Origin of the sequence: Luedemannella helvata, assembly GCF_039528415.1 — a bacterium.
Classification (GTDB): Bacteria; Actinomycetota; Actinomycetes; order Mycobacteriales; family Micromonosporaceae; genus Luedemannella; species Luedemannella helvata.
The window spans coordinates 97,513-124,440 of record NZ_BAAALS010000016.1 but is presented as its reverse complement, the minus strand read 5'-3'; the positions used below and the strand labels follow the sequence as shown (position 1 = coordinate 124,440).

The following is a 26,928-nucleotide window of genomic DNA, read 5'->3' as shown; positions in this document are numbered from 1 at the left end:
TTGGCGGCCGCGGCACGCGCTCACCCCACCACAAGCACGACTTTGGCGACCGCGGCGCGCGCCCACCCCGCCAAAGACACGACTTTGGCGATCGCAGACGCGACCACACGCCGCCGTGCCAGCTTCGATCGGTTGCAGAAAGCGAGCCGCATGCCGCTCGCCGGAAAGCGACGCATCCGCGCCAGGGGTCGGGCGGGCCTGCGCGCAGTGGGGCGGAGGTCAGGCGTCCAGGACGGGGGCGGGGCGGATGACCAGTTCGTCGAGGGCCACGATGTCGACCAGGTCGTACGTGTCGCCGTTGAGGCGGTGGATCATCACGGTGGGCTCGCCGTCGCGCTCCACGCGCCAGAACCAGGGGACGCCGGCCTCGGCGTACTCGCGGGGTTTGATGATCCGGTCGAGGTCCTCGGAGCCGGACGAGACGACCTCGACGACGAGCAGCACGTCCTCGGGGTCGAGCCAGACGGTGCGCCCGGAGCCTTCGCGCGGGGGGACGCGCACCATGACGTCCGGGCTGCGCCCGATGCCGCCATCGTCGCGACTTGTCCGGATGCCGGAGTTGGCCAGCACTTCCCGCGCGGTGAACCTGCCCGTCATGAGCCACACGATCAGCTCCGTGACGATCGCGTTGTGGTCGTCGTCTGCCGGCGGCATGATCGTCAACGTTCCCCTGCTGAGCTCATATCTATGCTCCGGATCGGCCGCCGACAACTCAGCGACGTACTCCAGCGTGAAGGGTTGCGTCAGCACGTCGCTCAGCGTCGGTAGCATGGCCGCTCCTCCTCAGGGCACTCCCCCGATGGTAATGCCCATTTCTGAAATCACGAGACCATCGAGCCGACCACCGGTTTGGTCAAAAGGGCGGATTGCGCACGCTGTACGCCGGGATCCAGCGTGCGCGCGATGAAGATCGCGTGCCAGATGCAGAAGATCAGCACGGTCCAGACCTTGCGGCTGTGGTCCGCCTCCTCCCGCTTGTGCGCGTCGAGCAGCTGGCGGGCGTAGTTCAGGTCGAGCAGGTCGCCCGCGCCGGAGGTGGCCATGATGTGGTGCGCCCAGTCGTACATCTCGCCGCGCAGCCACACGCGGGTCGGCGTGGGGAACCCGAGCTTCTTTCGGTTGACGATCGCGGGCGGGACGACGCCCTCGAGCGCGCGACGCATGGCGAACTTCGTCTCCGTCGAGCGGGGCGGCAGCTTCAGCTCGACCGGGATGGTGGCGGCCACGTCGAAGACCTCGCGGTCGAGGAACGGCACGCGCAGTTCCAGCGAGTGCGCCATCGACATGCGGTCGGCCTTGACGAGGATGTCCCCGCGCAGCCAGGTGTAGAGGTCGACGTACTGCATCATGGTGACGTCGTCGAGGCCGGCGGCCTCGGCGTAGATCGGGTACGTGACGTCCGTGTAGCGCACCGAGGGGTCGTAGCGGCGCAGCAGCTTCTGCTTCTCCTCCTCGCTGAACATGCGCGCGTTGCCGTAGTAGCGGTCCTCCAGCCGGGTGGTGCCGCGCTCGAGGAAGCTGCGGCCCTTGACCCCCTCCGGAATGACGCGGGCCAGGCTGCGCAGCCCCTTCTGCGCCACCTCGGGCAGTCCCGTGACGGCCGACAGCGACAGCGGCTCGCGGTAGATCGTGTACCCGCCGAAGAACTCGTCCGCGCCCTCGCCGGACAGCACCACGGTGACGTGCTCGGCCGCCTTCTTGGCCACGTAGTAGAGGGGGACCAGCGCCGGGTCGGCGACCGGGTCGTCCAGGTGCCAGACGATCTTCGGCAGCGCGTCCATCATGTCCTGCGGCCCGATCTTGGTCGGGATGGTCGTGACGCCGAGGTGCCGCGCGGACTCCTGGGCCACGTCGATCTCCGAGTACCCCGGCACGTCGAACCCGACCGTGAACGTGAGGATGTTGGGGTTGAACTCGCGGGCCAGGGCCACCACGGCGGTGGAGTCGATGCCGCTGGACAGGAACGCGCCGACGGGCACGTCCGCCCGCATGTGCATGCGCACGGAGTCGCGCAGCGTCTCGCGGATGCGCCGGTAGAGCACCTCGGGCTGCGGCACGGGCCGCGGCGAGAAGACCGGCCGGTAGTAGCGGCCCGTGGCGAACTCGCCCGCGCCCGGGCGGAAGGTCAGCCACTCCCCCGAGCCCAGCCGCTGCACGCCCTGGTGCAGGGTGCCGGGCTCCGGCACGTACTGGAGGGTGAGGTAGTGGGAGAGGTTCGCGTGGTCGAGCCCCGCGTCGCCGGCGCGGGCCGCCGGCGCGAACGGCAGGAGCGCCTTCTTCTCGGACGAGAAGTAGACCCCGTCATTCGTACTGACGTAGTGCAGCGGCTTGATGCCGAACGGGTCGCGGGCGGCGAAGGCCACGCGCTCCTTGGCGTCCCAGATCACGAACGCGAACATGCCGCGCAACCTGTCGAGGATCGCCGGGCCCATGTAGTGGTAGCCCGCGACGATCACCTCGCCGTCGCCCTCGGTGTCGAACCGCGCGCCGTACTCCTGCATGAGCTGCTTGCGAAGCTCGATGTAGTTGTAGATCTCACCGTTGAAGATGAGCAGGTACCGGCCTTCGGCGTAGGGCAGCGGCTCGTGACTGGACGCCACGTCGATGATCGAGAGCCGCTTGTGCGCGAAGACGACGTCCGAACCGACCACCTCGACGCCCGTTTCGTCCGGGCCACGGTGGTGCATCGTCTCCAGCGCCTGTGCGATGACATCCCGCTGGCTGGCCGCGCCCCGGTTGTTGCTGACGAAGGTAATCAGTCCGCACATGGCGAGCATCCTTTCACGGGGTAGCCTCGATGGCGTCGAGGAGGAGGCTACGGATGAGCGACAACAAGAAGCCTGAGACGCAGGTCACTGCGGACGGTGAGCGGGGCATCCGCTCCTACGACGCCGACCTGCCGCAGAAGTACCTCGACTTCATGCGTTCCGGCTGGGCCGACGCCGCCCTCGACGTCGCCCCGCGCCCCCAGGCGCCCAACCACGCCAAGCGCCGCGCCGCCCTGTCGGCGGCCTTCCCGGGCGAGACGCTGGTCATCCCGACCGGCCGCGAACACACCCGGGCCAACGACACGACGTTCCAGTTCCGCCCCGGGACGGACTTCGTCTACCTGACCGGCGAGCACGACCCCGACGCGGTGCTGATCATGCGGCCGAACGGCGCGGGCCACGACGCCGTCCTCTACGTGCGCCCCCGTTCCCCGCGCGACACGGACGAGTTCTTCCGCAACGCCGCCTACGGGGAGCTGTGGATCGGCCGCCGGCACACGCTGGCCGAGAAGACCACCGAGCTGGGCATCGAGACCGCCGACTTCGCGGGCCTGCGCGCCGCGCTGGCCGACTGCGCGCCCGGACGCACCCGGGTCCTGCGCGGCATCGACCCGGCGGTCGACCAGGTCATCCCGGCGTACGACACGGGCAAGGCCGGCAGCCGCGACGCCGAGCTGGCCACGGTCCTGTCGGAGCTGCGCCTGGTCAAGGACGAGTGGGAGATCGCCCAGCTGCAGGACGCCATCGACGCGACCGTGCGCGGCTTCGAGGACGTGGCCCGCATCCTGCCGGCCGACCGCTCGATCAGCGAGCGCCTCATCGACGGCGTGTTCTACACCCGGGCCCGGCACGACGGCAACGACCTCGGCTACTCCTCCATCGTCGGCGGCGGGGCGCACGCGACCATCCTGCACTGGATCCGCAACACCGGCGCCACCACGCCGGGCGAGCTGCTGCTCATGGACATGGGCGTGGAGAACCGCAACCTCTACACCGCCGACGTGACGCGCACCGTGCCGGTCAGCGGCCGGTTCAGCTCCGTGCAGCGCGACGTCTACGACATCGTGTACCGGTCGCAGCAGGCCGGCATCGACGCGGTCGGCCCGGGCGTGCGGTACGAGACCGTGGCCGACGCCTGCAACAAGGTGCTCGCCGAGGGCCTGGCGGACCTGGGCCTGCTGCCCTGCTCGGTGGAGGAGGCCCTGTCGCGGGACAGCCTCGTCTACAAGCGGTGGACCCTGCACGGCTTCGGCCACATGCTCGGCCTGGACGTGCACGACTGCGCCAACGCCCGCAAGGAGAACTACCGCGACGGCAGCCTCGCCGAGGGGTACGTCCTGACGGTCGAGCCGGGCCTGTACTTCCAGGCGGAGGACGAGCTGGTCCCGGCCGAGCTGCGCGGCATCGGGGTGCGCATCGAGGACGACATCCTGGTCACCGCGACCGGCTCCCGCAACCTCTCGGCCGGCCTGCCACGCACGGCCGACGACGTCGAGACCTGGCTGGCGACCCAGCGCGAGGCGGGCCCCCGGCTGCCGGGCTGAAGGGTCAAATCGGCGACATATGCGAGCGTGGGCCGGGCGAGCCCCGAGACTCTCGACCCGGGCGGCAGAATGATCGCCGTCATATCTGACTCGGGAAGGGCCGTCGTATGTCCGGTTCCATCGTCGCCGCCGTCATCGGCGGTCTCGTCTGCCTCGTCCTGGTCATCCTGGTGATCTGGGCGCTGGCGGCGTACAACAAGCTGGTCCGCCAGCGCAATCAGGTGGAGGCCTCCTGGGCGCAGATCGACGTGCAGCTCAAGCGCCGCGTCGACCTGATCCCGAACCTGGTCGAGACCGTGAAGGGCTACGCCGCTCACGAGAAGGGCACGCTGGAGGCCGTCATCCAGGCGCGCAACTCCGCGATCGCCGTGTCCGGGCAGGGCCCGGCCGGCCGGGCCGAGGCGGAGAACATGCTCACCCAGACCCTGGGCCGGCTGTTCGCGCTCGCCGAGGCGTACCCCAACCTGAAGGCCAACGAGAACTTCGCGGCGCTGCAGAGTGAGCTGACCGGCACCGAGGACAAAATCTCGTACGCGCGCCAGTTCTACAACAGCGCCGTGCAGACCTTCAACACGACGATCCAGTCGATCCCGACGAACATCATCGCGGGCTTCGGCGGGTTCAAGGAGAAGGAGTACTTCGAGGCCACGGAGGGTGAACGCGGGCCCGTCCAGGTCCGCTTCTGACCGCCGCCGCCGCGATGGACATCCACTACCTCGACATCGCGGTCGCGGCCGGCGCGGTCGCCGCGTGGTTCGCCGCGTACGCGGTCGCGCTCCTGGTCACCAGGCCGGCGTCGGTCACCCCGGCGCCGGCCTCACAGGACCTGCCGCCGGAGCCGCCGGCGCTGGCGAGCCTGCTCGCCAACCGCTGGGAGCTGACGGAGGACGCCGCCGAGGCGACCCTGCTCGACCTCGGCGCCCGGCGCGTGCTGGAGTTCCGCCAGCCGGGCAACGACATCATGCAGACCACCATCCACGTCCGGGACCCGCAGCCCGCCGGGCTCACGGTGTACGAGCACATGGTTTTCCACCGGGTCGCCTCGCTCGCCAAGGGCGGCATGCTGCCCCTGACCGCCCTCACGTTCCGCAATGAGAGGCAGTCCGAGTCGTGGTGGAAACGGCTGCGCGCGGAGATCATCGCGGACGCGCGCAAGCGCGGGCTGTCCCGGCGCAGACTGTCGAAAGGGCTGGTGACCGCCCTCAACCTGCTGGCGGTGGGCGCCGTGCTGCCGACCGTGGTGGCCGTCTACCGGCACGCGGAGCCGGGCAGCGGCGACAGCCCGGTCGGCGCCGCGATAGGCGCGGCCATCGTGGTGTTCGGCCTGCTCTCGTACGTCGTTGGGCGCAACCACGGCGAGCGCGACACGCCGGCGGGTCGGGAGTCGGCGTCGCGCTGGCTGGGCGTGAAGGCGTGGCTGCGCGGCCACGAGTCGTTCGCCGACCTGCCGCCCGCGTCCGTGGCTGTGTGGGACCGTTACCTCGCCTACGGCGCGGCGGTCGGCGCGACCCGCGCCACGAGCGCGGCCATCGAGATGGGCATGGGCGACCACAAGCTCGTCTGGTCGCACTTCGGGGGCGTGTGGCACCGGGTGCGCATCCGGTACCCGAGGGCCTGGTGGCGCTACGGCCGGACCGCGCCGCAGATCATCATCCGGGCGCTCGTCGTGGGCGCCATCGGCATGGCGCTGCTGTGGAAGCTGAGCGGCTTCGTCGCCGAGATCGGCGCGGACCAGACCGGCGCGGTCGCGAAGGCCTTCGGCCTCGGTTCCACGATCATGTTGGTGCTCGGCGTGGTCGGCGTGACCTACGGCGCGTACATGCTCGTACGGGCCGTTATCGACCTGGCGGCGCCGGTGACGATCACCGGCGAGGCGCTCTGGCTCCGCGTGTGGAAGCAGCACCCCGGCGGCGAGAACAGCCCGCCCAAGCCGTGGCTGCACTACCTGGCCCTCGACGACGGGAAGGCCGACAGGACCCGCGCCTGGGCCCTGCCCACGCAGTTCTCCTACCGGGTCGACCCGGGCGACACGGTCACCATCGTGGTCCGGCCGTGGAGCCGGCGGGTCGGCGAACTCACGGTCGTCGAGCCCGGCCACGGGGCGCGAACCCAGGTCGCGCCCGCCGACGACAACACCGAGGCGCTCATCGCGCAGGCCATGGGCGTCGTACCGGCCCAGCGTCCCGCGACCGGCGGGGCCGGCATGGTCAGCTCGATCATCGGCGCGATGGCGGCCGGCGGCGCGCCCGTGGTCGACCTGCCGGAGATCGAGCAGCTCGTCCCGGTCGCCGACGTGAGCCGGGCGGTCGGCGCGCCGTGCGCGTACAAGGCGCTGCCGCCCGTACCGCTGATGCCCATGCGGACCGGGGAGTTCACCGGTCCGGACGGCGGGACGGTCCTGCAGGTCGTCGTCGGGGCGGGCCCGCTCGCCGCGGCGGCCGGCAAGGGTCGCGACCGCGGTACGCCGCTGCCCGGCATCGGCGACGAGGCGTACGCCCTGCGCGGCGTCGCCGTGGCCCGGCAGGGCGACATCATGGTCAGCCTCAAGCTGGACGGGCCGGCGGAGGGCACCGATCCGCGCAACCTCTACTGGCTTCTCGCGCAGGTCGTGGGGCGTCTACCGGGCAAACACCCGACAGGGACGCCCGGCGCCGTGTTGACTGAACCGTGATGGGGTAACCCGGATCGGACGGAGGTGCCGATGCGCGGACTAGTGGTCACCCCCGGGCAGGCGGGCAGCGCCCGCATCGAGGACACCCTGCCCGAGCCGCCGGGCGCCGAGGGCGAGGTGCTGGTCGAGGGCCTGCTCGTCGGCGTGTGCGGCACCGACCGGGAAATCGTCGACGGCGACTACGGGGACGCGCCGCCCGGCGCGGGCCCGCGCCTCGTGCTCGGCCACGAGTCGCTCGGCCGGGTGATCTCCGACGACTCCGGCCAGTTCGCCCCCGGCGACCTGGTGACCGCGATCGTGCGGCGCCCGGACCCCATACCGTGCCCGAGTTGCGCGGTCGACGAGTGGGACATGTGCCGCAACGGACTCTTCACGGAGTGCGGCATCAAGGAGCGGCACGGCTTCGCCCGCGAGCGCTGGCGGGTGGAGGCCGACTTCGCGATCCCGCTGGAGGCGACGCTGCACGAGGTGGGCACCCTGCTGGAGCCGGCCAGCGTGGTGGCGAAGGCCTGGGACCAGATCGAACGGGTGGGCGCGCGGTCGTTCTGGCGGCCGCGCACGGCGCTGATCACCGGGGCGGGCCCGATCGGCCTGCTGGCGGCCCTGCTGGGGGTGCAGCGCGGGCTGGACGTGCACGTCCTCGACCGCGCCGAGGAGGGCGTCAAACCCGAACTCGTACGGGCGCTGGGCGCCACGTACCACGCGCGGCCGGCCCCGGAGACCGGCCTGGCGCCCGACATCATCCTGGAGTGCACCGGGGCCGCCCCGGTCATCGTCGACACGTTCGACGTGGTCGCCCCGGGCGGCGTGGTGTGCCTCACCGGGGTGTCGTCCGGCGGTCACAACATCAACTTCGACGTCGGCGAGGCAAACCGCAACATCGTCCTGGAGAACAACGCCGTCATCGGCTCGGTGAACGCCAACCGCCGGCACTGGCAGGCCGCGGCCACCGCGATAGCGGCGGCCGATATCGGCTGGCTGCGGGCCATGATCACCCGTCGGGTGGCCCTGTCGGACTTCGCCCAAGCACTGGAGCCTATGGTCGACGATGTGAAGGTCGTTCTGGACCTCCACGCGTGAGAGCCGGCTTGACGACTTAACAAGACGGACGTACGGTTTGTTGGGCGGCGGCGGTGCGGCCGCCGCATGACTTCCGCGACTAAAGGAGTGCGACGTGGCGAGCCTCGACAGCTTCGGTGCGAAGACTCAGCTCAGCGTCGGGGGCGCGAGCTACGAGATCTACGACATCACGAAGGTCCCCGGGTCGGAACGGCTGCCGTTCAGCCTGAAGATCCTCCTGGAGAACCTGCTCCGCACCGAGGACGGGGCCAACATCACGGCCGACCACATCACGGCCCTGGGTTCCTGGGACCCCAACGCCGAGCCGAGCGTCGAGATCCAGTTCACCCCGGCCCGCGTGCTGATGCAGGACTTCACCGGCGTGCCCTGCGTGGTCGACCTCGCCACCATGCGCGAAGCCGTGCGCGACCTCGGCGGCGACGCCGCGAAGGTCAACCCGCTCGCCCCCGCCGAACTGGTCATCGACCACTCCGTCATCGCCGACGTGTTCGGCCGCCCGGATGCCTTCGAGCGCAACGTCGAGATCGAGTACGGCCGCAACCGCGAGCGCTACCAGTTCCTGCGCTGGGGCCAGACCGCCTTCAACGAGTTCAAGGTCGTGCCGCCCGGCACCGGCATCGTGCACCAGGTCAACATCGAACACCTGGCCCGCGTGGTCATGCCGCGCGGCGGCGTGGCCTACCCCGACACGCTCGTGGGCACCGACTCCCACACCACCATGGTCAACGGCCTGGGCGTGCTGGGCTGGGGCGTGGGCGGCATCGAGGCCGAGGCCGCCATGCTCGGCCAGCCGGTGAGCATGCTCATCCCGCGCGTCGTCGGCTTCAAGCTCAACGGCAGCCTGCCCGACGGCGCCACCGCCACCGACCTCGTCCTCACCATCACCCAGATGCTGCGCAAGCACGGCGTGGTCGGCAAGTTCGTCGAGTTCTACGGCTCCGGCGTGGGCGCCGTGCCGCTCGCCAACCGGGCCACGATCGGCAACATGAGCCCGGAGTTCGGCTCCACCTGCGCCATCTTCCCCATCGACGGGGAGACCGTGCGCTACCTGCAGCTGACCGGGCGCTCCGCCGAGCAGGTCGCCCTCGTCGAGGCGTACGCCCGCCAGCAGGGCCTGTGGCACGACCCGGCCGCGGCCGAGCCGTCGTACTCGGAATACCTGGAGCTCGACCTCGCCACGGTCGTGCCGTCGATCGCCGGCCCCAAGCGTCCGCAGGACCGGGTGGCGCTCACGGACGCCAAGACGGCGTTCCGCTCGGCGCTGCCCGACTACGTCTCCGACGACGGGGTGGACGAGGAGATCGCGGAGAGCTTCCCCGCCTCGGACCCGCCGGCGTCGAACGCGAACGCGAGCCCGGGCCGGGCCCACAAGCCGACGCCGGTGACGATCGACGGCAACACGTTCGAGCTCGACCACGGCGCCGTGGTGATCGCCTCCATCACCTCGTGCACGAACACGTCCAACCCGCAGGTCATGGTCGGCGCGGCGCTGCTGGCCCGCAAGGCCGTCGAGCGGGGCCTGGCCGCCAAGCCCTGGGTGAAGACCACGCTGGCGCCCGGCTCCAAGGTCGTCATGGACTACTACGAGAAGGCCGGCCTGCTGCCCTACCTGGAGAAGCTCGGCTTCCACCTGGTCGGCTACGGCTGCGTGACCTGCATCGGCAACTCCGGGCCGCTGCCGGAGCAGATCTCCGCGGCCGTGCAGGCCGAGGACCTCGCCGTGGTCAGCGTGCTGTCCGGCAACCGCAACTTCGAGGGCCGGATCAACCCGGACGTGAAGATGAACTACCTGGCCTCGCCGCCACTCGTCGTCGCGTACGCCATCGCCGGCAGCATGGACATCGACCTGGCCCGCGACCCGCTGGGCGTGGACCAGAACGGCGACCCGGTCTACCTCGGCGACATCTGGCCCTCCCCGCAGGAGGTACAGGAGGTCATCGACGGGGCCGTGTCGGCGGAGATGTTCGCCAAGGGCTACTCCGACGTGTTCGCCGGCGACGAGCGCTGGCGCTCGCTGCCCACCCCGGCGGGCGACACGTTCGAGTGGGCCGCCGACTCCACGTACGTGCGCAAGCCCCCGTACTTCGAGGGCATGGCCGCCTCGCCCGCGCCCGTGTCGGACATCGCCGGCGCCCGGGTGCTCGCCAAGCTCGGCGACTCGGTCACGACCGACCACATCTCGCCGGCCGGCTCCATCAAGCCGGACTCCCCGGCGGGTCTCTACCTGTCGTCGCACGGGGTCGACCGCAAGGACTTCAACTCGTACGGGTCGCGGCGCGGCAACCACGAGGTCATGATCCGGGGCACGTTCGCCAACATCCGCCTGCGCAACCAGGTCGCGCCCGGGACGGAGGGCGGCTTCACCCGCGACTTCACGGTCGACGGGGCCCCCGTGACGACGATCTACGACGCCAGCGTCAACTACCAGGCGGCGGGCGTACCGCTGGTGATCCTCGCCGGCAAGGAGTACGGCTCCGGCTCGTCGCGCGACTGGGCCGCCAAGGGCACCGCGCTGCTGGGCGTCAAGGCCGTCATCGCCGAGTCGTACGAGCGCATCCACCGCTCGAACCTCATCGGCATGGGCGTGCTGCCGCTGCAGTTCCCGGCGGGGGCGTCGGCCACGTCGCTGGGTCTGACCGGCGAGGAGACGTTCACCATCAGCGGGGTCACCGCCCTCAACGACGGCACCACGCCGCGCACGGTCACGGTGAGCACGGACACGGGCGTCACGTTCGACGCGGTCGTCCGCATCGACACCCCCGGCGAGGCGGACTACTACCGCCACGGCGGCATCCTGCACTACGTCCTGCGCAAGATGCTGGCCGCCTGACTCCGCAAGCGGTGAACCGGATTGGTACCTGGGGATACCAATCCGGTTCACCGCTCTCAGCGCAGTCCCGCTTCCTCCGCCAGCTCCTCCGCCAACGACTCGCCGTCGGCGGTGTCCAGGCCGTGGGCGGTGAACCAGGTCGCCACGTTCATGGCGTCGCGGCGCAGGAACTCGCGCCCGCGCGGGTTGGCGATGACGTCCACGACCTGCGGCAGGTCGATCATCACGAGCCGTCCCTCGTGGACCAGCAGGTTGTACGCCGACAGGTCGCCGTGCGCCCGCCCGGTACGGGCGAGCAGCGACATGGCGTCGACGAGCTGCCGCCACAGGTCGGCCAGGTCGGCCTCGTCGCGGCGTACCTGGGCCAACCGCGGCGCGGCCGTCCCGTCGGGGTCGCCGATGAACTCCAGCAGCACCTCGGTGCCCAGGATCTGCACCGGGTACGGCACGGGTAGGCCGAGCGTCCTCAGGTCGCACAGCGCCCCGAACTCCGCAGCGGCCCACTGGCCGGCGATGGCCTGCCGGCCGAAGGAGCTGCGCGACGACATGGCCCGGTTGACGCGGGACTCGCGCACCCGGCGCCCTTCCAGGTAGCCGGAGTCGCGGTGGAACATCCGGTGCTCCGACGAGCGGTACCGCTTGGCGGCCAGCAGGCAGCGCCGGTCGGTGTCCGGCACGCCGCGTTCGACGAGCCAGACGTCGGCCTCCTTGCCCGTCTTGAGGAGGCCCCGCTCGATGTCGACGGCGGCGAGCTCGGTGACGAGCCACTCCGGGTGCGGGCGGGGGCCGCGTTCCCCCGCGGTGGACTGGTCCCAGGTCGACCAGCGGTCGCCCGTACCGGGTGTGTCGTCCTCGTCGGCGAGCCGGCGGCGGTGGCCGCGGCCCTCGAACAGCTCGGCGTCGTCGCCGAACGCGTCGTTGGACGGCTGGTAGGTGTCGTCGTCAAACTGGCGCTTACCGCGTCGACGGCTGGGCGCCTCAGAGTCGTGCATCCGCACGGTGGGATCTCCTCGATCAGGGAAGGAAGTTCCCGATCCGACCTGCGGGCGCGCGGCGGCGGCGAGCGGTCAGGCGATCGGGAGCAGGGCAGGCGGCATCGGCCGCGCAACAGGCGCGTACATCGAGGTCAGCCTCCCTTCCCTCACCGGGCACCGGCGCGTCGTGCGACGCGGGCGGTGCGGACAGCGGCCATCATTGCCGAGCATCGCGGCGCACGCAACCGGATTACCGACCCGGGTGGCTTCACCGTACGAGACATCCATCACGCATCATGGAGCCGTGGCCGCGGTCTCCCATTCCCCCGATGCCGCTGACCACGTTGGCGAGGACCAGTGGTGGCTGCCGGTCGCCGATCCGGAGGGGGTCGCCGCCGTGAGCCGGGCCGCCGCCTCGGTCGCCAGCGCCCTGCGGCTGCCGGAGGCGCGCATCGCGGCCGTGGCCGAGGTCGCCGCCGAGGTGGCGGGCCAACTGCTGCGCCGCACGGTTACCGGTTGGGTGCTCGTCCGCACCCTGCGGGCCGGCCTGGAGCGCGGCGTGGGTGTCGTCGGCCTGGCGTCCGCCGACGCGCCGTCGGGGATCGGCCAGCCGGGCCACAACCTGGCCCTTGACCTCCCGGGCGCCAGCCACGTCGACGGGTACGCCTGGCCGGGTGCCGGCGTGGTCCTGACGGCCGCGCTGTGGCCGGGCCCGGCCACCGAACCGTGGGCCGACGGCCTGACCTCGCCCATTCCCGGCGAGGAGATCAGCGGCGACCGGTGGGCGGTCCGCGAGCTGGACGGGCGCCGGCAGGTGATGCTCTGCGACGGGCTGGGCCACGGGGCCGCCGCCGCGACGGCCAGCCGCGCCGCCATCGAGGCGTTCCTGGTCGCGCCCGTGTCCGGTCCGCGCGCCGCCGTGGACCACATCCACAGATCGTTGGCGAGTACGCGCGGCGGCGTCGTCGCCGTCGCGGAACTGAACCTGCGCCGGGGCCTGCTGCGGTATTCCGGCATCGGCAACATCGCCGGCTGGGTGGTGGAGCCGGAGTCCCGCCACGGCATGGTGTCCGTGCCCGGCATCGTGGGCCACCAGCGCCGCGACATCCGCGAGTTCGAGTACCCGATCACGCCGGCCACGGTCGTGGTGATGCACTCGGACGGCCTGGATGACGGCTGGGACCTGTCGCACTACCCGGGCCTGCTGGAGCGCTCGCCGCTCGTGGTGGCCGCGACGCTGCTGCGCGACGCCCGTACCGGTCGTGACGATGCCTGCGTCGTCGTGGCCCGACCCTAGTTTTAACAAGCCGTACGTACGGATTGCAAAAGTCCGGCTCGCCTGTCACGATCGACTTGTGCCCAGGGTGAGTCAGGACCAACTCGACGCCCGCCGCCAGGAGATCCTCTCCGGCGCCCGGGCCTGCTTCGCCCGTTATGGCTACGAGGGTGCCACGGTGCGGCGCCTCGAGGAGCAGATCGGCCTGTCCCGGGGCGCGATCTTCCACCACTTCCGCGACAAGGACTCGCTGTTCCTGGCCGTGGCGGAGGACGACGTCACCACGATGGTCGAGACGGTCGCCCGCAACGGCCTCGTCCAGGTCATGCGCGACCTGCTCGACCGTGCCGGCGAGACCGACGTGGCCGGCTGGCTCGGCACCCAGTTGGAGGTCTCTCGCCGGCTGCGCACGGACGCCGAGTTCGCCACCCGCTGGGCGGCCCGCTCGGCCGCCATCGCCGCGGCCACCCGCGAGCGCCTGCAACGCCAGCACGACGCGGGCGCCCTGCGCGACGACGTACCGGTGACCGTGCTGGCCCAGTTCCTGGAGCTGGCGTACGACGGGCTCGTCCTGCACCTGGCTGACGGCCGTCCGGTCGCCGACCTGCACCGCGTCCTCGATGTCGTCGAAGCCGCCGTCCGCCGCTGAAACAGGATGGTGTAGATCTACCATCGCGGGTAGCTTTACACCATGGCACTCAATATCAAGGACGCGGAGACCGAGGCGTTGGCGGCTGAGGTGGCGGCCATGACGGGTGAGAACAAAACCCGGGCCATCAATGTCGCGTTGCGGGAACGCAAGGCTCGCCTCCTCGTCGAACGCACCGCGCGGGAGAGACGCCAGCGGCTGCTCCGGTTCCTGAGCGACGAGGCGTGGCCGCAGGTCCCCGCCGAACTCCTCGGCAGCGCACCGAGCAAGGCCGAGCGGGAACGCATCCTGGGCTACGGTCCGGAGGGCGTGTGATCGTCGACAGTTCGGCCCTGTGCGCGATCCTGCTTCGGGAGCCCGGCTGGGAATCGTTGTTGGAACACGTCGTGATGAGCGGGAGCGACGCGCGCGTGGGCGCCCCGACTCTCACGGAGACCGGGATCGTTCTGTCCGCTCGCCTCGGCCCGCAGGGCAAAACCCTCCTGGCCCGCTTCGTGCAGGAGAGCCGGCTCCAGGCTGTTCCTTTCACCGACGAGCACTGGTCTGTCGCGACCGACGCGTTCCTCCGGTTCGGAAAGGGACGCCATCCCGCCAGCCTCAACTTCGGCGACTGCCTGACATACGCCGTTGCCCGCCTGGCCGCGGAGCCCCTGCTCTGTGTCGGCGACGACTTCGCGCGGACGGATCTCGCCGTCATCGCGGCCTGATGCGGCCCGCCACGGGTCGCGGCGCCGCCGGGACGGCGCCGCGACCGCTGAGCTGTGGTGCGTTACGCGGCAGACAGGCTGAAGCGCGTCTTCTCGGGGTCGATTCCGAGGATGCGGGCCGACACGAGCGTGCCGACGGCCGGCGAGCCGTCGCCGACGAGCAGTCCGTCGAACCCGTCGACCTCGACGAACGCGCCGAACGGCGCGACTGACGTCACGCGGCCCTGCACGACGTCGCCGACATGGTGGCGGGCCTGGAAGTCCGCCCAGCTGATCTGAGGCATGCGATCACCTCCTCCCCTCACGCGCATGCGTCATGACCTGTACGCGGTTCACCGCGGGCGGACCACGGACGCGCAGGAGGAGAGAAAACTGCCCCGGACGGCCGCGAGCGCGCGGCGCCGGACGGGCAGTCAAACGACGGCCGGGTCACCGATCTGTGCAGGGCCCAAGGCCCACCCGGCAGTCATGACACCGACGCTATCAGGTGTCTCCATCGGACCAAAACGGTCTTCCACTGCGCTTGCACGAGATTTACACATTGGCGGGACCACCTCGTCGTCGACCGCCACGCGCAAGTGATCATGCCTGCTCTTGCCCAGTCCTTCGATCGACGCCGCCGCCGTGCAGATACGCTGTGCCGCCCTCACGGAGCGCCGTGAGCGCCCCGTGCACGCGGAGCAGAACATAGGGCCGAAGGCGATCTCGCGCCGCACCCAGCTCACAAAACTCGTGATTGTCCAGTTCGCCATCGGCAAGGGTGATCCGTGCGATGTCCCCGCCGGACAGAACGCCCCCGTCAAAGATGAACATCAAGCTGTCGTCCCAGGGCCCGTGTGGCGGAACCCAGTCAACGGCGAGCAGTCGACCGCCCCGCCAGTCGAGGCCGAGTTCCTCCAACACCTCCCGCCGAGCGGCGTCGATAGGCGGCTCATTCGCCTCCGCCATTCCGCCGGGAAGATCCCAGTCCGGCTTGTACCGGGGGTTGACCAGCAGGATGCGACCTTCGTCGTCGCGGAAGATGACGTCGGCGCCGACGCGCTTGCGCGGCTGCGTACGGTTTCCCTCCGCCAGATAGGCCTGGTACGCGGCGGGGTCGCGCTCGTACAGCGGGGCGTCCGTGCTCATGTCACCAGCCGACCGCATGTGGGCAGGCTGACGTGCGAGGGGTGTCCGCGACCGTTCGCCATCAGAAGAAAAAGGTCACAGTCCCATCGCGACAGCCAAGTCGTTGGCGGCTTTCCGGTGTGGTGCGGGCTTCTCGCGCAGGTCGAGCACGATCTGTCGGGCATAGCTGTTGTAGCGGATCGTCTCCGGTGCCGCCGCCAGCGCCTCGTTGAGTACCCGTAGGGTCTGCGTTTCCTTCTTGGTCCCCAGGTGTAGGCCGCGTGCTACCTCGATGAGGTGCCTCGCCCGGCGTGGCCGCGACGCGATCGTGTCCGGCGGGACGCGGTCAGCCTGCCGTACCGCTTCGCCGTGCTGGCACAGTTCGACGGCCACGCTCACGCGGTAGAACCCGACCACCGGTTGGCTGAACCACGTACGGCTGTGCCGGTAGCCGGCCGGCAGCCGGTCTGCCAGCCGCCCTGCCTCGTCGAGGTGCCGCCACGCCACGCCTTGTTCCCCGGCCCGCGCTGCGGTCAGTGCGGCAACGGTGTGCAGCGACCCGGCCATGGCCACGAGGTCGGTACCGCCGTGGCGATCCAGCCACACCTCGACATCGCGCAGCGCGTCGAGGTTAACGGCCATGGCGGCGTCCCAATCGCCGCTGTCGCGCAGCGCCTCGACCAGGAACCACGCCGCCAAGCCGATGGCCTGCGGGTCACCGGAGTCGACCGCCAAGGTCATCGCTCGGTCGGTCAGCCGCCACAGCACATCGGCCGCTGGTTGGTAGGCGACGAACATCTGCGCGAGTCCGAGAACGTCCGCGTATATCGCCTGCGCTCGCTGCCGGTCGGAACCCTCGTACGCCCGCGCCGCGTGGCGCGCCTCGCGGATGAGGTCGGGCAACAGGCGCCCGATCACGGTGCGGTGCTCGCCCGCGCCGTGCCGGGCCCGCCACGCGTCCGACACCCGGGCCGCCAGGTCGCGAAGGTCGGTCGGCGGGTTCTCGCCGACGGCCACGTACTCGTTGAGCGCCGCGCGCACCTGAGGCAACGCCGCGTGGGCCGGTCCGGTCAGAGCGTGGATCTGTTCCTCGTGCTCACCGACCAGGTCGGCCAGCGGCACGCGCAGCGCTATCGAGATCTTGTCGAGCATCCCAAGGCGCGGGGTCAGCATGCGGCCTTTCTCTACGGCTTTCACCCATTCGGGTGACCGGCCGATGAGTCCACCGAGTACGGCGCGCGTCTTGCCCGCACGTTCCCGGTGCATCTGTATGCGCTGTCCGACGGTCAGTTGCGGGTGCGGATCCGACATGCTCCCAGGGTAGGACGGCAACCAATGATGCGCGATGCCTGGAATGATCGCGTCGCACCGTAGGGGTAGGTTTCCTACCCCTTGCGGCCTGCGCAAACTCTTAACCTTCCGTACCACGGGTGCGATGGTCGGCGCCGGCGTGACCCGGCCGTCGCGCCCGACCAGCACAACGCCGCGTGGAGGTTGACAGTTCATGCACGATCCGACGGCGCAAGTGGGCGCCCGCGCGACGCGGCACTGGTCACCGTTCGTCGAGCATTCGCCCGACGTCTCACCCGGCCAGCCGAGGGTGTGAGCCTGGTGCCACTCATCGAACCTGGCACAGTGTTGACGATCGCGGAGCGGGACTACCTCTACGGGGCCGGTCCCATTCGGCTTCGGGTCGACGTGCCCGTACCGGCACACCCGAATCTCGAATGGGTGACCGTTCACGGCACTCGCCTGCTCGCCGACGGCAGGCAGACGCACCGCGTCTCGGTCCTGGTACGGGTGGCCGCGATTGCCGGTCGCCAGTGAGCGGTGACTTCTACCTCTCGGGCCTCTTGCGGTGTTGTGGCGCGCCGATGTGGTGCGTGACGCGCGCGGCGACGAGGCGCTACCGCTGCGGCGTGTGCGGGCAGGGCTTGGACGCGCTCGCGGCCGAGGTCGAGGTGTGGGAACTCGCCCGCACGCGGATTCCCACGCTCGGGAACGCCCACACGCCGTACGACGAACGCGCGCGGCCACTCGCGAGCGCGCTGCGGGCCATCGACGTGGCCCGCAGCAGTTTCGGCCACAGGTTCGTCCTGACGGCAGCGTGACGGGTTCGATGTCTCTGCTCCCGGCAGGGCGTTACAGCGGATCTCCGTCCTCAACGACCGCCGAACCGTCCGATGGCGACATGGCGCCCTCCAGTGCCAAGGCAACCGCCTCGAACTCGGCGAGCGCCGCGGTGAGGTCCTCGACGATTTCCCTTGCGATGATCTCGGGCGCCGGGAGGTTGTCCATGTCCTCCAGCGACTTATCGCGCAACCAGGTGATGTCAAGGTTGACCTTGTCGCGGGCGATCAGGTCGTCGTAGGTGAAGGACTTGAACCGCTCGGTTTCAACCCGTTCGGAGCGCGGCTTTCCGGGCAGATAGCAGGAGACGAAGTCGTCGAGGTGCTGGCGGCGCAGCGGGTTCTGCTTGAGCGTGAAGTGCTGGTTGGTGCGCAGGTCGTAGATCCACAACCGGTCGGTCCATGGCCGTTCGGCGGCCGGCTTCTTGTCGAAGAACAACACGTTGGCCTTGACGCCTTGGGCGTAGAAGATGCCGGTGGGCAGCCGCAGCATCGTGTGCAGATCGAAGTCCCGCAGCATCCGGCGTCGCAGCGTCTCTCCGGCGCCGCCCTCGAACAGCACATTGTCGGGCAGGACCACCGCCGCCCGGCCGTTGATGTCCAGGATCGTAGCGATGTGCTGAAGGAAGTTCAGCTGCTTGTTCGCGGTCGTGACCACGAAGTCCTGCCGCTCGATCTCCCGGTCCTCTCGGGCCTCGCGGCCATCCGCGCCGACCATCGTCAGCGACGACTTGCGGCCAAACGGCGGATTTGAAAGTACGACGGAGTAGCGCTTGCGCGGGTCGGCGATCAGCGCGTCCTTGCCCTCGATCAGGCTCTCGCCCGTGGGTGTGCCGATGCCGTGCAGGAGCAGGTTCATCGCGGCCAGCCGGGCGGTGCCGTCGACCAATTCCACGCCGTGAACGAAGTGGTCGCGCAGGTGGGTGCGTTCCGTAGGCGTGAGGGTCTCCGCGTGACGCGAGGCGTGTTCGTGTGCGGCGAGCAGGAAGCCGCCCGTGCCGGCTGCCGGGTCGACAACCGTGTCCCGCACAGTCGGCTGGATGCAGTCGACCATCGCCTGGATCACGGCCCTGGGCGTGAAGTACTGCCCGGCACCGGACTTGATGTCCTCCGCGCCCTTGGACAACAGTTCCTCGTACGCGTCGCCCTTGATGTCGGTGCCGGTCGCCGACCAGTTCTCCTTGTCGATCAGGTCGACGATGAGCCGCTTGAGCTTGGCCGCGTCCTGGATACGGTTCTGCGCCTTGCGATAGATCGTGCCGAGGGTGCCCGGCTGGCGAGCCAACTCCTCAAGGATGTGACGGTAGGTGACCTCAAGGTCGTCGCCCTCTGCATCGAGCAGCCGCTGCCACGAGCAGTTCGCCGGAACGATCCGCTCCGGCTTCAGCGGCCGGGTCTCTCGCTCGTGCGCCATCTTCAGGAACAGGAGGTACGTCAGCTGCTCGGTGTATTCAATCGTGCCGACGCCATCGTCCCGCAACACATTGCAGTACGACCACAGCTTGTCTACCAGCCGCCTTGCGTCAGACACCCGCCATCTCCCCAACCAGATCCATGTCGCTAGCCCGACCCGTCAACCGCCCCGAAAATGCAGTAGCAAGCAATGCAGAGCGGAGAGCCGCCGCTTTCCGTTGAACATGCTCCAGGTCACTATTTAGCCGGTTCAATGCACCCAAATTCTTGTCCATTCGCACGAGGACTTCCTGTTGGATTTCAAGCGGCGGCAAAGGAAGCCTCAGGTCGCGAATCTGCGGGGCGTTGATTTGAGGAACGTTCGATCCGTCGGCTAGCCGACTCAGGTCGATCCCTTGGAGCCAATGCCAAAGGAACTCGGCGTGAACTCGCTCAGAGGGCTCCAGCCCCATTGTGTTTAGGTCATATGCCGCTTCCGCCTGTAGGATTCGCTTCTTATTCGTGGCGATTGCTCCTCCTCTCTTGGGAAGCAGAACCGTGCCGGGCGTTCGGACGTGAAGGCCCAACAACGTAGCGTCAGATTTCCGCACGTAGAATCGCGCCGTGGACATGAACCGACCATCGGATAAATTCATGTCGCCCACCTTGTAGAAGGGAATGCAATCTTCCTGGGCGGTCGATACGAGCCGATCAGTGAGGCCTTTAGGGGTTTGGCCGTTGGCGATTCGTGCTACGTCAAGCAGCGAAGCAACCTGCCATTGTTGGTCCTCTGCCCGGACGGCGAAGACCTGTTGCCAGAGGCTTCTCTTAAGTCCTACTGTCTTGAGTTGGTTCGAGTCGCAGTTGCCGCTAGCGGCGTCTAGGCGGGAGAGGTAGTCTTCGAGGATATCGACAATCCGCCGCTGCTCACCCAGCGGTGGAATTGCCAGTGGCATAGCCTGAAGCGAAGTCTGGGAGATATTGCGCATACCTGATTTGACTCCTGTGGAGACGTTGCTCAGGTATCGTCGCGAATTCGGCGCGCTTAATGCGTACCAGAGCCACCGCGGATCAACGTTGCTGCTTGGATGGAGCCGTAGGCTCTTATCGCTTAGTAGGAGACGTGGTCGACATTCACCTACAAGGACCGAAGCGCCTACGTATTCACGTGTATTGGCCCTACTAAGAATGAGATCGCCCGGCCTGATTTCTGCCGATGTAGAGAATTGGGTCCCTTTGGGGACTGCCTTGTTTTCATACTCGTGGAACGTTCCGTAGGTCATGGCGCTGACCTTGATTATGCCCCACTCGTCAGGTTCGGCTTGTCTTGGCTCCCCGGAGAACGACCTTCCTGCTTCGATCCGGTCGAGGACATCTCCGAGAACGACGCGCTTCCAATCTGATGGAAAGCTGCTCACGCGGTTAGCTCCGTGTTGAGTTGATCGATCAGGTGGCTAGCCGCAGGGCCGAGGTCGCGGAGGGCGCCGTCGATGCCGCCACGTTCGGTGAAGGGGGCGTTGTCGAGGTCGTCGGGGCTGATGCCCGCCGATGCGGCAATCACTTCGACCATGCGGTCCAGCCACCACCTTTCTGTGTCGCTGAAGGTCACGCCGGCCTGCTGCTGTTGAAGCAGCCAGCCCGCGTAGCGTTCGCGGACCCGGTCGGCGTAGGGCACCAGTTGGTCATCCTGCCCGATGGTGTACCGGATCAACGAGACGAGGTCGGTGAGGGTGTGCCGGTCGCTGTGGCGGACGAGGCCGACCTCGACGGCTTCGTACGCCTTCCAGATCAGGTCGATGGTCCAGTTGCGGGGCGGGCGTTGGATACGGTCGGCGAGTTCCTTGATGTCGGCGAAGCTGATCTGTCGCTGGCGGGCTTCGGCGAGTAGCTGGATGGCGGTGATCTCGTCGCGGTGCTCGTCGAGATACGCCCGCCAGGACTCGACGATCGAGCGTGCGCGGGAGGTGTCGACCACGCCGAAGGCGTCCTCAAGGGTGTCGACGCTGACCTCGTCGATGATCCGGTCGTGAGCCCGGCGCAGTTCCAGGATCCGTTGCCGCAACTGCGGGTTCGCGGCGATCGGGCGTACCGCTGAATCAAGCAGGCCTTGGACGGCGGCCGCAGGATCCGCGGACCCGGCGGTGACGCGGGCCTGGGTGTCCGGGTCGACAGCGTCGACCAGGCCCCGGACGATGTCGCGGACCGACCCGCCGGCGACCTTGTCGAGTTCGATGCGCTCGTCCGAGGTGAGCTGCAACTCCAGCGCGGACAGCCGGGAGGCGAGGGTGGCGGTCTCGGCCTCGGTGAGGGTGAGCGTGGCGGCCTTGTCGAGCAGTTGCTTGAGCGACGCGCTCTTCTCCCGGTTCAGGGGCGGGTCGACGAACTCATGCTCGGTGACGCCGATGGCGTCGACGATGACGAACCGGGTCTTCTCGGTCGCGTCGGGAGTGACGGCCTGGAAGTCGGCTGCGGCGATGGTGCGCGCGCCACGGCCCTTCATCTGTTCGAAGTACGCCGCCGAACGCACGTCGCGCATGAAGAACACGCACTCCAACGGCTTGACGTCGGTACCGGTGGCGATCATGTCGACGGTGACGGCGATGCGCAGGCTCGCCGACGTACGAAACGCCTGCAGTTGGCCCTTGGGGTCACGCGCACTGTAGGTGATCTTCGCGGCGAAGTCGTTGCCCTTGCCGAACACCTCGCGCACGGTGATGACGACCTCCTCGGCGTGCGCGTCGTCCTTGCAGAAGATCAGCGTCTTCGGCACGGTGGTCCGGCCGGGGAAGATCTCGGTGAACAGCTTGTCGCGGAACGTTTCCAGTACCAGGCGGATCTGCGACTTGGCGGTGACCGCCCGGTCGAGCTGCTTGTGGGTGTACTCCAGATCCTCGTCAAGCCGCTCCAGGCGTTGCACGCGGGTGCGGCGGTCCACCTTCGGCACGACCGTGCCGGCGTCAATCGTCGAGCCCTGCTCGCTGATGCGGGTCTTGATCCGGTACAGGTCGAAGTCAACGTTGACACCGTCGGCGACCGACTGCGGATACGTGTACTCCGACACCAGGTTCTGCCGGAAGAAGCCGAACGTCTGCTTGCCCGGGGTGGCGGTCAACCCGACGATGTGGGCGTCGAAATACTCCAGCACACCGCGCCACACCCCGTAGATCGAGCGGTGCGCCTCGTCCACGATCACCAGGTCGAACATCTCCGGCGGCAGGGCCGCGTTGTAGGCGACGGTCACCGGGGCGTCGGGGACGAAACCGTCCAGGCCGGGGTCGTCCCCCTCGGGGGCGGCGTCACCGGATAGCACTTTGTAGACCCGCTGAATCGTGGAGATCACCACGTTGGAGCTGCCCAGCATGCCGGCGCTGGCGAGCTTGTCGACGTTGTACAACTCGGTGAACCGGCGACCGTCATCGGGCGTGCGGTAGTTCTGGAACTCCGCCAGCGTCTGGTCGGCCAGGTTGTTGCGGTCGACCAGGAACAGCACGCGGGTGAAGCCACCGTGCTTGAGCAGCCGGTACGACCCGGTCACCGCGGTATAGGTCTTGCCGGCGCCGGTGGCCATCTGCACCAGCGACCGGTCGAACCGCTGCTCCGCGAGGGACTTCTCGACCCCTTTGATCGCCGCGATCTGGGCCGGCCGCAGCAAAGTCGTGTCCAGCGGTGGCATGTGGCACACCTTCGCCCGCCACGTCGGCCGCGCGGGATCGGCGTCGGCGTCGCGGATGGTGCGGGCCAAGGTGCCCGGCTGCGGAAACGCGAAGACCCGCCGCGCCCTCGGCTGCGGATCGTAGCCGTTGGTGAAGTGCGTTTCCGAGCCGCTGGCCTCAAAGACGAAAGGCAACCGCCCGTCGTGGGTCAAAGCCTTGAGACGTACGACCGGCGGAAGCCCTTCGGCATACCTCGCGGACTGCCACTCCACCCCCGATAGCGGCGTGCCCTGCGGCTTGGCCTCGATCACCCCGACGACCCGCTGATCGACGTAGAGCAGGTAATCCGCCCGACCGTGCCCGGCCGCCATGATCATCTCGCGGACAGCGACGCCTTGACCGGCGAACAGATTCAGATCGGCGCGGTCCTGCACTGCCCAGCCGGCGTCCCGGAGCTGTCGATCGATCAGCGCCCGTGCCCGCTGCTCAGCCTGGAAACGGGGAGCGTCTGTCGCGTTACCCACGACAATCGATGCTAAAGGAACGAGAACATCGCACGATCGTCCAACGGTCACTAACCAGAGCTTGTCGGTTACCCAGGCTGACCCTTACGACAGCAGAAAGGTCATGTCCCCGGCCACGTCGATCACCGCACTCGGCGTGTGGCCCCGCGGCACGTCGGTAACGTGTTTGCCCGCTCAATGGCGGGCTGACAGGGTACGGGTGTGGTGTTCATTCAACGGGAGACGGCCGCGCAGGCCGGGGCGGTGCGGGACGTGACCGCCGCCGCGTTCGCGCGGCCGGAGGCGCCCGGCGCTGTGCCGGAGGCCGTTTTGGTGGACGAGTTGCGGGCCACTGATGCCTGGCTGCCCGCGTTGTCCCTGGTCGCGGTGGTCAACAGCGACGTGGTCGGACACGTGGTGTGCACCCGCGCGTCGCTGGCTGGCGCGCCCGTGCTCGGCCTCGGGCCGCTGAGCGTGCACCCCGACCACCAGCGGCGCGGGGTCGGCTCGGCGCTCGTGCACGCCGTGCTCGGGGCCGCGGACGCCCTGGACGAGCCGATCGTCGTGCTGCTCGGCAACCCGGACTACTACGGGAGGTTCGGGTTCCGGCTCGCCGGCGAGTACGGCATTATGCCGCCCGTACCCGGATGGGCGCCGCACTTCCAAGCGCGGACATTGAGTGCCTACACGGCCGACCTGCGCGGCGAGTTCGCCTACGCGGAGCCGTTCAGCCGGGTGTGATAGTTGCGGCACTCGCCGACAATGGGGGCACCCTCCCGGAAGGAACCCGGCCGTGGCCACCACCCTTCACGTGCCCGTCATCGCCGCCCCCGGCGACACCTGGGGAATCAGCGGTCCCGACTTCCTGAAGTTCTACGCCATCGCGGCCGGCGTGCTCGTCGTGGGCACGCTCGTCTACCGGCTGGCCAACCGCGTGAGCGGCGGCAGCGACCGGCTCGCCACCCCGGTCGAGGTGGCCTACCTGCGCGGCGGCGCGCCGCTCGCCGTCACCGCCGCGATGGCCGCGCTGCGGGCCGCCGGTGCGATCGGCTCGGCCGCGGGCGGCGTGCTCACCACCACCGGCCCGTACCCGTCGGACGGCTCGCGCCTGGACTGGGCCGTCTACGACGCGGCGTCGCGCCAGGTCCGCCAGCGCGACCTGCTCACCGACAGCGGCGTCACGCGCGCGCTCGATGAGGTCCGCGAAGGTCTCGACCAGGCCGGTTGGCGGCGTTCGGAGGCCGACCGGGCGCGCCTGCGCATGGGCGGCATCCTCACCCTCCTGCTGGCCGGGCTGGGTGTGGCCCGCATCATCGCGGGCGTGCGCAATGACCGGCCGGTGGGTTATCTGATCCTGCTGACGGCCGGGTTGGTCGTCGTCGGGATCATCCTCGTGGCCACCGTCTGGGAGCGCACCGCGTCAGGCAACCGCGCGATCGCCAAGGCGACCAGCCGCAACCGGCACCTGTCCCCCAGCCAGCAGCCGTCGTGGACCACCTACGGGGCCGCCGGGGCGGCCATGGGCGTGGCCCTGTTCGGCGCGAGCGCGTTGTGGGCCGCCGACCCGGCCTTCGCGCAGGAGGCCGAGATCCAGCGCGAGTTGGGGACGGCGGGCAGCTCGACCGCCGGCACCTCGGGCTGCGGCGGTGGCAGCACCGCCGGTGCCGACGGCTGCGGGGGCGGCGGTGGCGGCTGTGGAGGCGGCGGGTGCGGGGGATGATCACCGACGAGTACGGGGTCGGGATCGGCTGGCGACCTGAGATCGCGGGGTTCGTGGCCGACCTACCGGGCCTGCGGTTCGTCGAGGTGGTCGCCGAGTCCCTGCACCATCCCGCGAAACACCTGCCCGAAGGGCTCCGCGAGCTGCGCGGGCGGGGCGTCGCCGTGGTGCCGCACGGGGTGCGACTGGGTCTCGGCGGCGCCGACCCGGTCGACCCGGCCCGCGTCCGGCACCTCGCCGAGTGCGCCGCCGCTCTCGGCTCCCCGATGGTGAGCGAACATGTGGCGTTCGTGCGGGCCGCCGGCGTCGAGGTGGGTCACCTGCTGCCCGTGCCACGCACCCGCGACGGCCTGGCGGCCATGGTGGACAACGTCCACCGTACGCAGGCCGAGCTGCCCGTACCGCTGGCTCTCGAACCGGTGGCCGCCCTGTTCGACTGGCCGGACGCCGAGCTGGACGAGGCCGACTTCCTGACCGAGCTGCTCGACCGCACGGGCGCGCTCCTGCTGCTCGACATCGCCAACGTGTACGCCAACGCCCGCAACCGCGGCGGCGACCCGCTCGACCTGCTCGACCGGCTGCCGTTGGAGCGCGTCGCGTACGTGCACGTCGCCGGCGGCGCCGAGCACGACGGCCGCTACCACGACACGCACACCGACCCGGTGCCCGCCGAGGTGATCGACCTGGTCGCCCAGCTGTGCGCCCGGTGCCGCCCGCCGGCGCTGATGCTGGAGCGCGACGGCCACTACCCGCCCGCCGACCAGTTGCGCGCCGAGCTGGACGCGATCGCCCGGGCCGCCGGCCGCCCGGCCGTTACGGCATGAGCGAGCGCCAGCGAGCGAATCATCAGCTCAGCTTGAGCTCATGCCGGCGCCGGAGCGCAGCGGAGGTGACGGCATGAGCCGCGAGGACCTCGCCGGGGCCCAGGCCGCGTTGGTGGCGGCGCTGGTCACGGGGGCGCCGGCGCCGCCGGGGTTCGACCAGGACGGCGTACGGGCGGCAGCGGCGGCCCTGCTGCGTAAGCGGGCGGGCGAGGTGGCCGCGGCGTGGCCCGTACTCGCGGCGTCCTTTGGTCCCCGGTGGACGGTGACGTTCGCGCGGTGGGCGACCACCCGGCCGACGCGCGGGTCGCTGCGCGACGGGTTCGACCTGGCCCGCCACCTGCGGGCGGGCGGCGCCCTGGGGGCGGGCGCGCTGGAGGAGCTGGCGACGCGGGAGGCCCAGTGGCGCTACCGGGACGGGGGCGAGGCGCGGCGGCGGCGCCTGCCGGCGGTGCGCCGGGTGCGCGGCGCCACGGTGGCGCAGGCCTTCGGCCGGGTGTGGGTCAGGCGCGCGAAACGGCCGCGCGCACGATCGTGAGCGCGTCGCCGTAGCGTTCCAGCAGTGCGGCCTGCTCCTCGTCGGTCAGCTGGTCGGAACTCAGCTGCACCGAGCACGTCACCGGGTCGGTGACGACCGCGAACGAGATCGAGGTCGCGCGCGGGCTCCAGCGGCGCGCGGTCAGTTCGTTGGCGATCCCGGTGAGCTCCCGCAGGGAGCGGGTACAGACGGTCACGAGGTGCGACTGGCCGCCCGCGTACCGGTCGACGATCGGGCGCCACGGCCCCGGGTCGATGCCCGGATTGAGCGCCACGATGACGACGCCGCGCCGCTCCACGCCCAGGCCGACGAACACGTCCGGGCGGCTGGCCACCAGGTCGGCGAGGTCGGTGGGGCGGCTGATGTCGATGCTCGGCTCGGGTGCCTTGGCGGCCGCGTCCGGCGGGCGGACCGCGGCCACGCGCGGCGCGGTGTCCTCGGTCGCGGCGGAAGCGTCGAGGGCGCGGGGTCGGCCGCACGCGGCCAGCGCCGCCGCGACGACGCACGCGCCGGCCGCGATGATGGCCACCGCCCGGACCGTGGCCGCGCCGCGCTCGCTCATGGGA

The 26,928-nt window shown here is 69.8% G+C and carries 25 protein-coding genes; 15 read left to right on the top strand and 10 right to left on the bottom strand.

The genetic code is table 11. The annotated features are described in order from the left end of the window. Positions 1–219: 219 nt before the first annotated feature. Complete coding sequence (locus ABD191_RS17495) at positions 220–771, bottom strand: Uma2 family endonuclease (RefSeq protein ID WP_344082887.1); 552 nt, start codon at positions 769–771, stop codon at positions 220–222. Positions 772–821: 50 nt separating this feature from the next. Continuing rightward, complete coding sequence (asnB, locus tag ABD191_RS17490) at positions 822–2,768, bottom strand: asparagine synthase (glutamine-hydrolyzing) (RefSeq protein WP_344082885.1); 1,947 nt, start codon at positions 2,766–2,768, stop codon at positions 822–824. A gap of 53 nt (positions 2,769–2,821) precedes the next feature. On the opposite strand from asnB, the gene ABD191_RS17485 reads away from it, so the two are divergent. The 5 genes from ABD191_RS17485 (at position 2,822) to acnA (ending at position 10,893) form a co-directional block, all read left to right on the top strand. Next, positions 2,822–4,312, top strand: a complete 1,491-nt coding sequence (locus tag ABD191_RS17485; RefSeq protein WP_344082883.1) for an aminopeptidase P family protein — start codon at positions 2,822–2,824, stop codon at positions 4,310–4,312. 107 nt (positions 4,313–4,419) lie between these two features. Beyond that, positions 4,420–4,998, top strand: coding sequence for a LemA family protein (locus tag ABD191_RS17480; protein ID WP_344082881.1), 579 nt, complete (start codon positions 4,420–4,422; stop codon positions 4,996–4,998). 14 nt (positions 4,999–5,012) lie between these two features. Further along, on the top strand, positions 5,013–6,983 hold the full coding sequence (locus tag ABD191_RS17475; RefSeq protein WP_344082879.1) for a DUF2207 family protein: 1,971 nt from the start codon (positions 5,013–5,015) through the stop codon (positions 6,981–6,983). 30 nt (positions 6,984–7,013) lie between these two features. Then, complete coding sequence (locus ABD191_RS17470; protein WP_344082877.1) at positions 7,014–8,063, top strand: glucose 1-dehydrogenase; 1,050 nt, start codon at positions 7,014–7,016, stop codon at positions 8,061–8,063. Between the two features lie 94 nt (positions 8,064–8,157). Next, a complete protein-coding gene (acnA, locus tag ABD191_RS17465; RefSeq protein WP_344082875.1) occupies positions 8,158–10,893 on the top strand; it encodes an aconitate hydratase AcnA in 2,736 nt (911 codons plus the stop codon). Between the two features lie 56 nt (positions 10,894–10,949). On the opposite strand, the gene ABD191_RS17460 is transcribed toward acnA, so the two are convergent. Further along, positions 10,950–11,891 (bottom strand): serine protein kinase RIO, encoded by a 942-nt coding sequence (locus tag ABD191_RS17460; protein WP_344082873.1) that lies wholly within the window; start codon positions 11,889–11,891, stop codon positions 10,950–10,952. A gap of 280 nt (positions 11,892–12,171) precedes the next feature. On the opposite strand from ABD191_RS17460, the gene ABD191_RS17455 reads away from it, so the two are divergent. From ABD191_RS17455 to ABD191_RS17440, 4 genes are read left to right on the top strand one after another with little or no spacing between them, the layout of a single operon-like run. Then, positions 12,172–13,164 carry a SpoIIE family protein phosphatase gene (locus tag ABD191_RS17455; protein WP_344082871.1) on the top strand — a complete coding sequence of 331 codons (993 nt, stop codon included), beginning with the start codon at positions 12,172–12,174 and terminating at the stop codon, positions 13,162–13,164. Between the two features lie 58 nt (positions 13,165–13,222). After that, a complete protein-coding gene (locus tag ABD191_RS17450) occupies positions 13,223–13,792 on the top strand; it encodes a TetR/AcrR family transcriptional regulator (protein ID WP_344082869.1) in 570 nt (189 codons plus the stop codon). Positions 13,793–13,834: 42 nt separating this feature from the next. After that, positions 13,835–14,107, top strand: coding sequence for a type II toxin-antitoxin system VapB family antitoxin (locus ABD191_RS17445; RefSeq protein ID WP_344082867.1), 273 nt, complete (start codon positions 13,835–13,837; stop codon positions 14,105–14,107). Beyond that, a complete protein-coding gene (locus ABD191_RS17440; protein ID WP_344082865.1) occupies positions 14,104–14,499 on the top strand; it encodes a type II toxin-antitoxin system VapC family toxin in 396 nt (131 codons plus the stop codon). Before ABD191_RS17445 ends, ABD191_RS17440 begins: the two co-directional genes overlap by 4 nt. 62 nt (positions 14,500–14,561) lie before the next feature. Here ABD191_RS17440 and ABD191_RS17435 read toward each other — a convergent pair whose 3' ends face one another. The 3 genes from ABD191_RS17435 to ABD191_RS17425 form a co-directional block, all read right to left on the bottom strand. Beyond that, positions 14,562–14,783 carry a S1 RNA-binding domain-containing protein gene (locus ABD191_RS17435; protein ID WP_344082863.1) on the bottom strand — a complete coding sequence of 74 codons (222 nt, stop codon included), beginning with the start codon at positions 14,781–14,783 and terminating at the stop codon, positions 14,562–14,564. Positions 14,784–15,081: 298 nt separating this feature from the next. Then, positions 15,082–15,627: an NUDIX domain-containing protein gene (locus ABD191_RS17430; protein ID WP_344082861.1), complete on the bottom strand. Its 546-nt coding sequence runs from the start codon at positions 15,625–15,627 to the stop codon at positions 15,082–15,084. A 75-nt stretch (positions 15,628–15,702) separates the two neighbouring features. Further along, on the bottom strand, positions 15,703–16,917 hold the full coding sequence (locus ABD191_RS17425; RefSeq protein WP_344082859.1) for a helix-turn-helix domain-containing protein: 1,215 nt from the start codon (positions 16,915–16,917) through the stop codon (positions 15,703–15,705). Between the two features lie 324 nt (positions 16,918–17,241). On the opposite strand from ABD191_RS17425, the gene ABD191_RS17420 reads away from it, so the two are divergent. Both ABD191_RS17420 and ABD191_RS17415 read left to right on the top strand, forming a co-directional pair. Continuing rightward, entirely contained in the window at positions 17,242–17,433 is a 192-nt protein-coding gene (locus ABD191_RS17420; protein ID WP_344082857.1) for a hypothetical protein, read from the top strand. Between the two features lie 92 nt (positions 17,434–17,525). Further along, positions 17,526–17,717: a hypothetical protein gene (locus ABD191_RS17415; protein WP_344082855.1), complete on the top strand. Its 192-nt coding sequence runs from the start codon at positions 17,526–17,528 to the stop codon at positions 17,715–17,717. A gap of 31 nt (positions 17,718–17,748) precedes the next feature. Here the strand turns inward: ABD191_RS17415 and ABD191_RS17410 are convergent, their stop codons facing one another. The 3 genes from ABD191_RS17410 to ABD191_RS17400 are packed head-to-tail and all read right to left on the bottom strand — an operon-like array spanning position 17,749 to position 23,304. Then, positions 17,749–19,281 (bottom strand): class I SAM-dependent DNA methyltransferase, encoded by a 1,533-nt coding sequence (locus tag ABD191_RS17410; protein WP_344082853.1) that lies wholly within the window; start codon positions 19,279–19,281, stop codon positions 17,749–17,751. Further along, complete coding sequence (locus ABD191_RS17405) at positions 19,259–20,545, bottom strand: restriction endonuclease subunit S (protein WP_344082851.1); 1,287 nt, start codon at positions 20,543–20,545, stop codon at positions 19,259–19,261. Before ABD191_RS17405 ends, ABD191_RS17410 begins: the two co-directional genes overlap by 23 nt. Then, positions 20,542–23,304 carry a type I restriction endonuclease subunit R gene (locus ABD191_RS17400; protein WP_344082849.1) on the bottom strand — a complete coding sequence of 921 codons (2,763 nt, stop codon included), beginning with the start codon at positions 23,302–23,304 and terminating at the stop codon, positions 20,542–20,544. The genes ABD191_RS17405 and ABD191_RS17400 overlap by 4 nt, the downstream gene beginning before the upstream one ends. 201 nt (positions 23,305–23,505) lie before the next feature. On the opposite strand from ABD191_RS17400, the gene ABD191_RS17395 reads away from it, so the two are divergent. The 4 genes from ABD191_RS17395 to ABD191_RS17380 all read left to right on the top strand — a co-directional run bounded on the left by ABD191_RS17395 (position 23,506) and on the right by ABD191_RS17380 (position 26,362). Then, positions 23,506–24,024 (top strand): GNAT family N-acetyltransferase, encoded by a 519-nt coding sequence (locus tag ABD191_RS17395; protein ID WP_344082847.1) that lies wholly within the window; start codon positions 23,506–23,508, stop codon positions 24,022–24,024. Positions 24,025–24,076: 52 nt separating this feature from the next. After that, entirely contained in the window at positions 24,077–25,003 is a 927-nt protein-coding gene (locus tag ABD191_RS17390) for a TIGR04222 domain-containing membrane protein (protein WP_344082845.1), read from the top strand. Next, positions 25,003–25,827: an MbnB/TglH/ChrH family RiPP precursor modification enzyme gene (locus tag ABD191_RS17385; protein WP_344082957.1), complete on the top strand. Its 825-nt coding sequence runs from the start codon at positions 25,003–25,005 to the stop codon at positions 25,825–25,827. The genes ABD191_RS17390 and ABD191_RS17385 overlap by 1 nt, the downstream gene beginning before the upstream one ends. A gap of 73 nt (positions 25,828–25,900) precedes the next feature. Continuing rightward, positions 25,901–26,362 (top strand): SCO6045 C-terminal-like domain-containing protein, encoded by a 462-nt coding sequence (locus ABD191_RS17380; protein ID WP_344082843.1) that lies wholly within the window; start codon positions 25,901–25,903, stop codon positions 26,360–26,362. Here the strand turns inward: ABD191_RS17380 and ABD191_RS17375 are convergent. Next, positions 26,328–26,924: a hypothetical protein gene (locus tag ABD191_RS17375; protein WP_344082841.1), complete on the bottom strand. Its 597-nt coding sequence runs from the start codon at positions 26,922–26,924 to the stop codon at positions 26,328–26,330. The genes ABD191_RS17380 and ABD191_RS17375 overlap by 35 nt on opposite strands. Between the last annotated feature and the right edge of the window lie 4 nt (positions 26,925–26,928).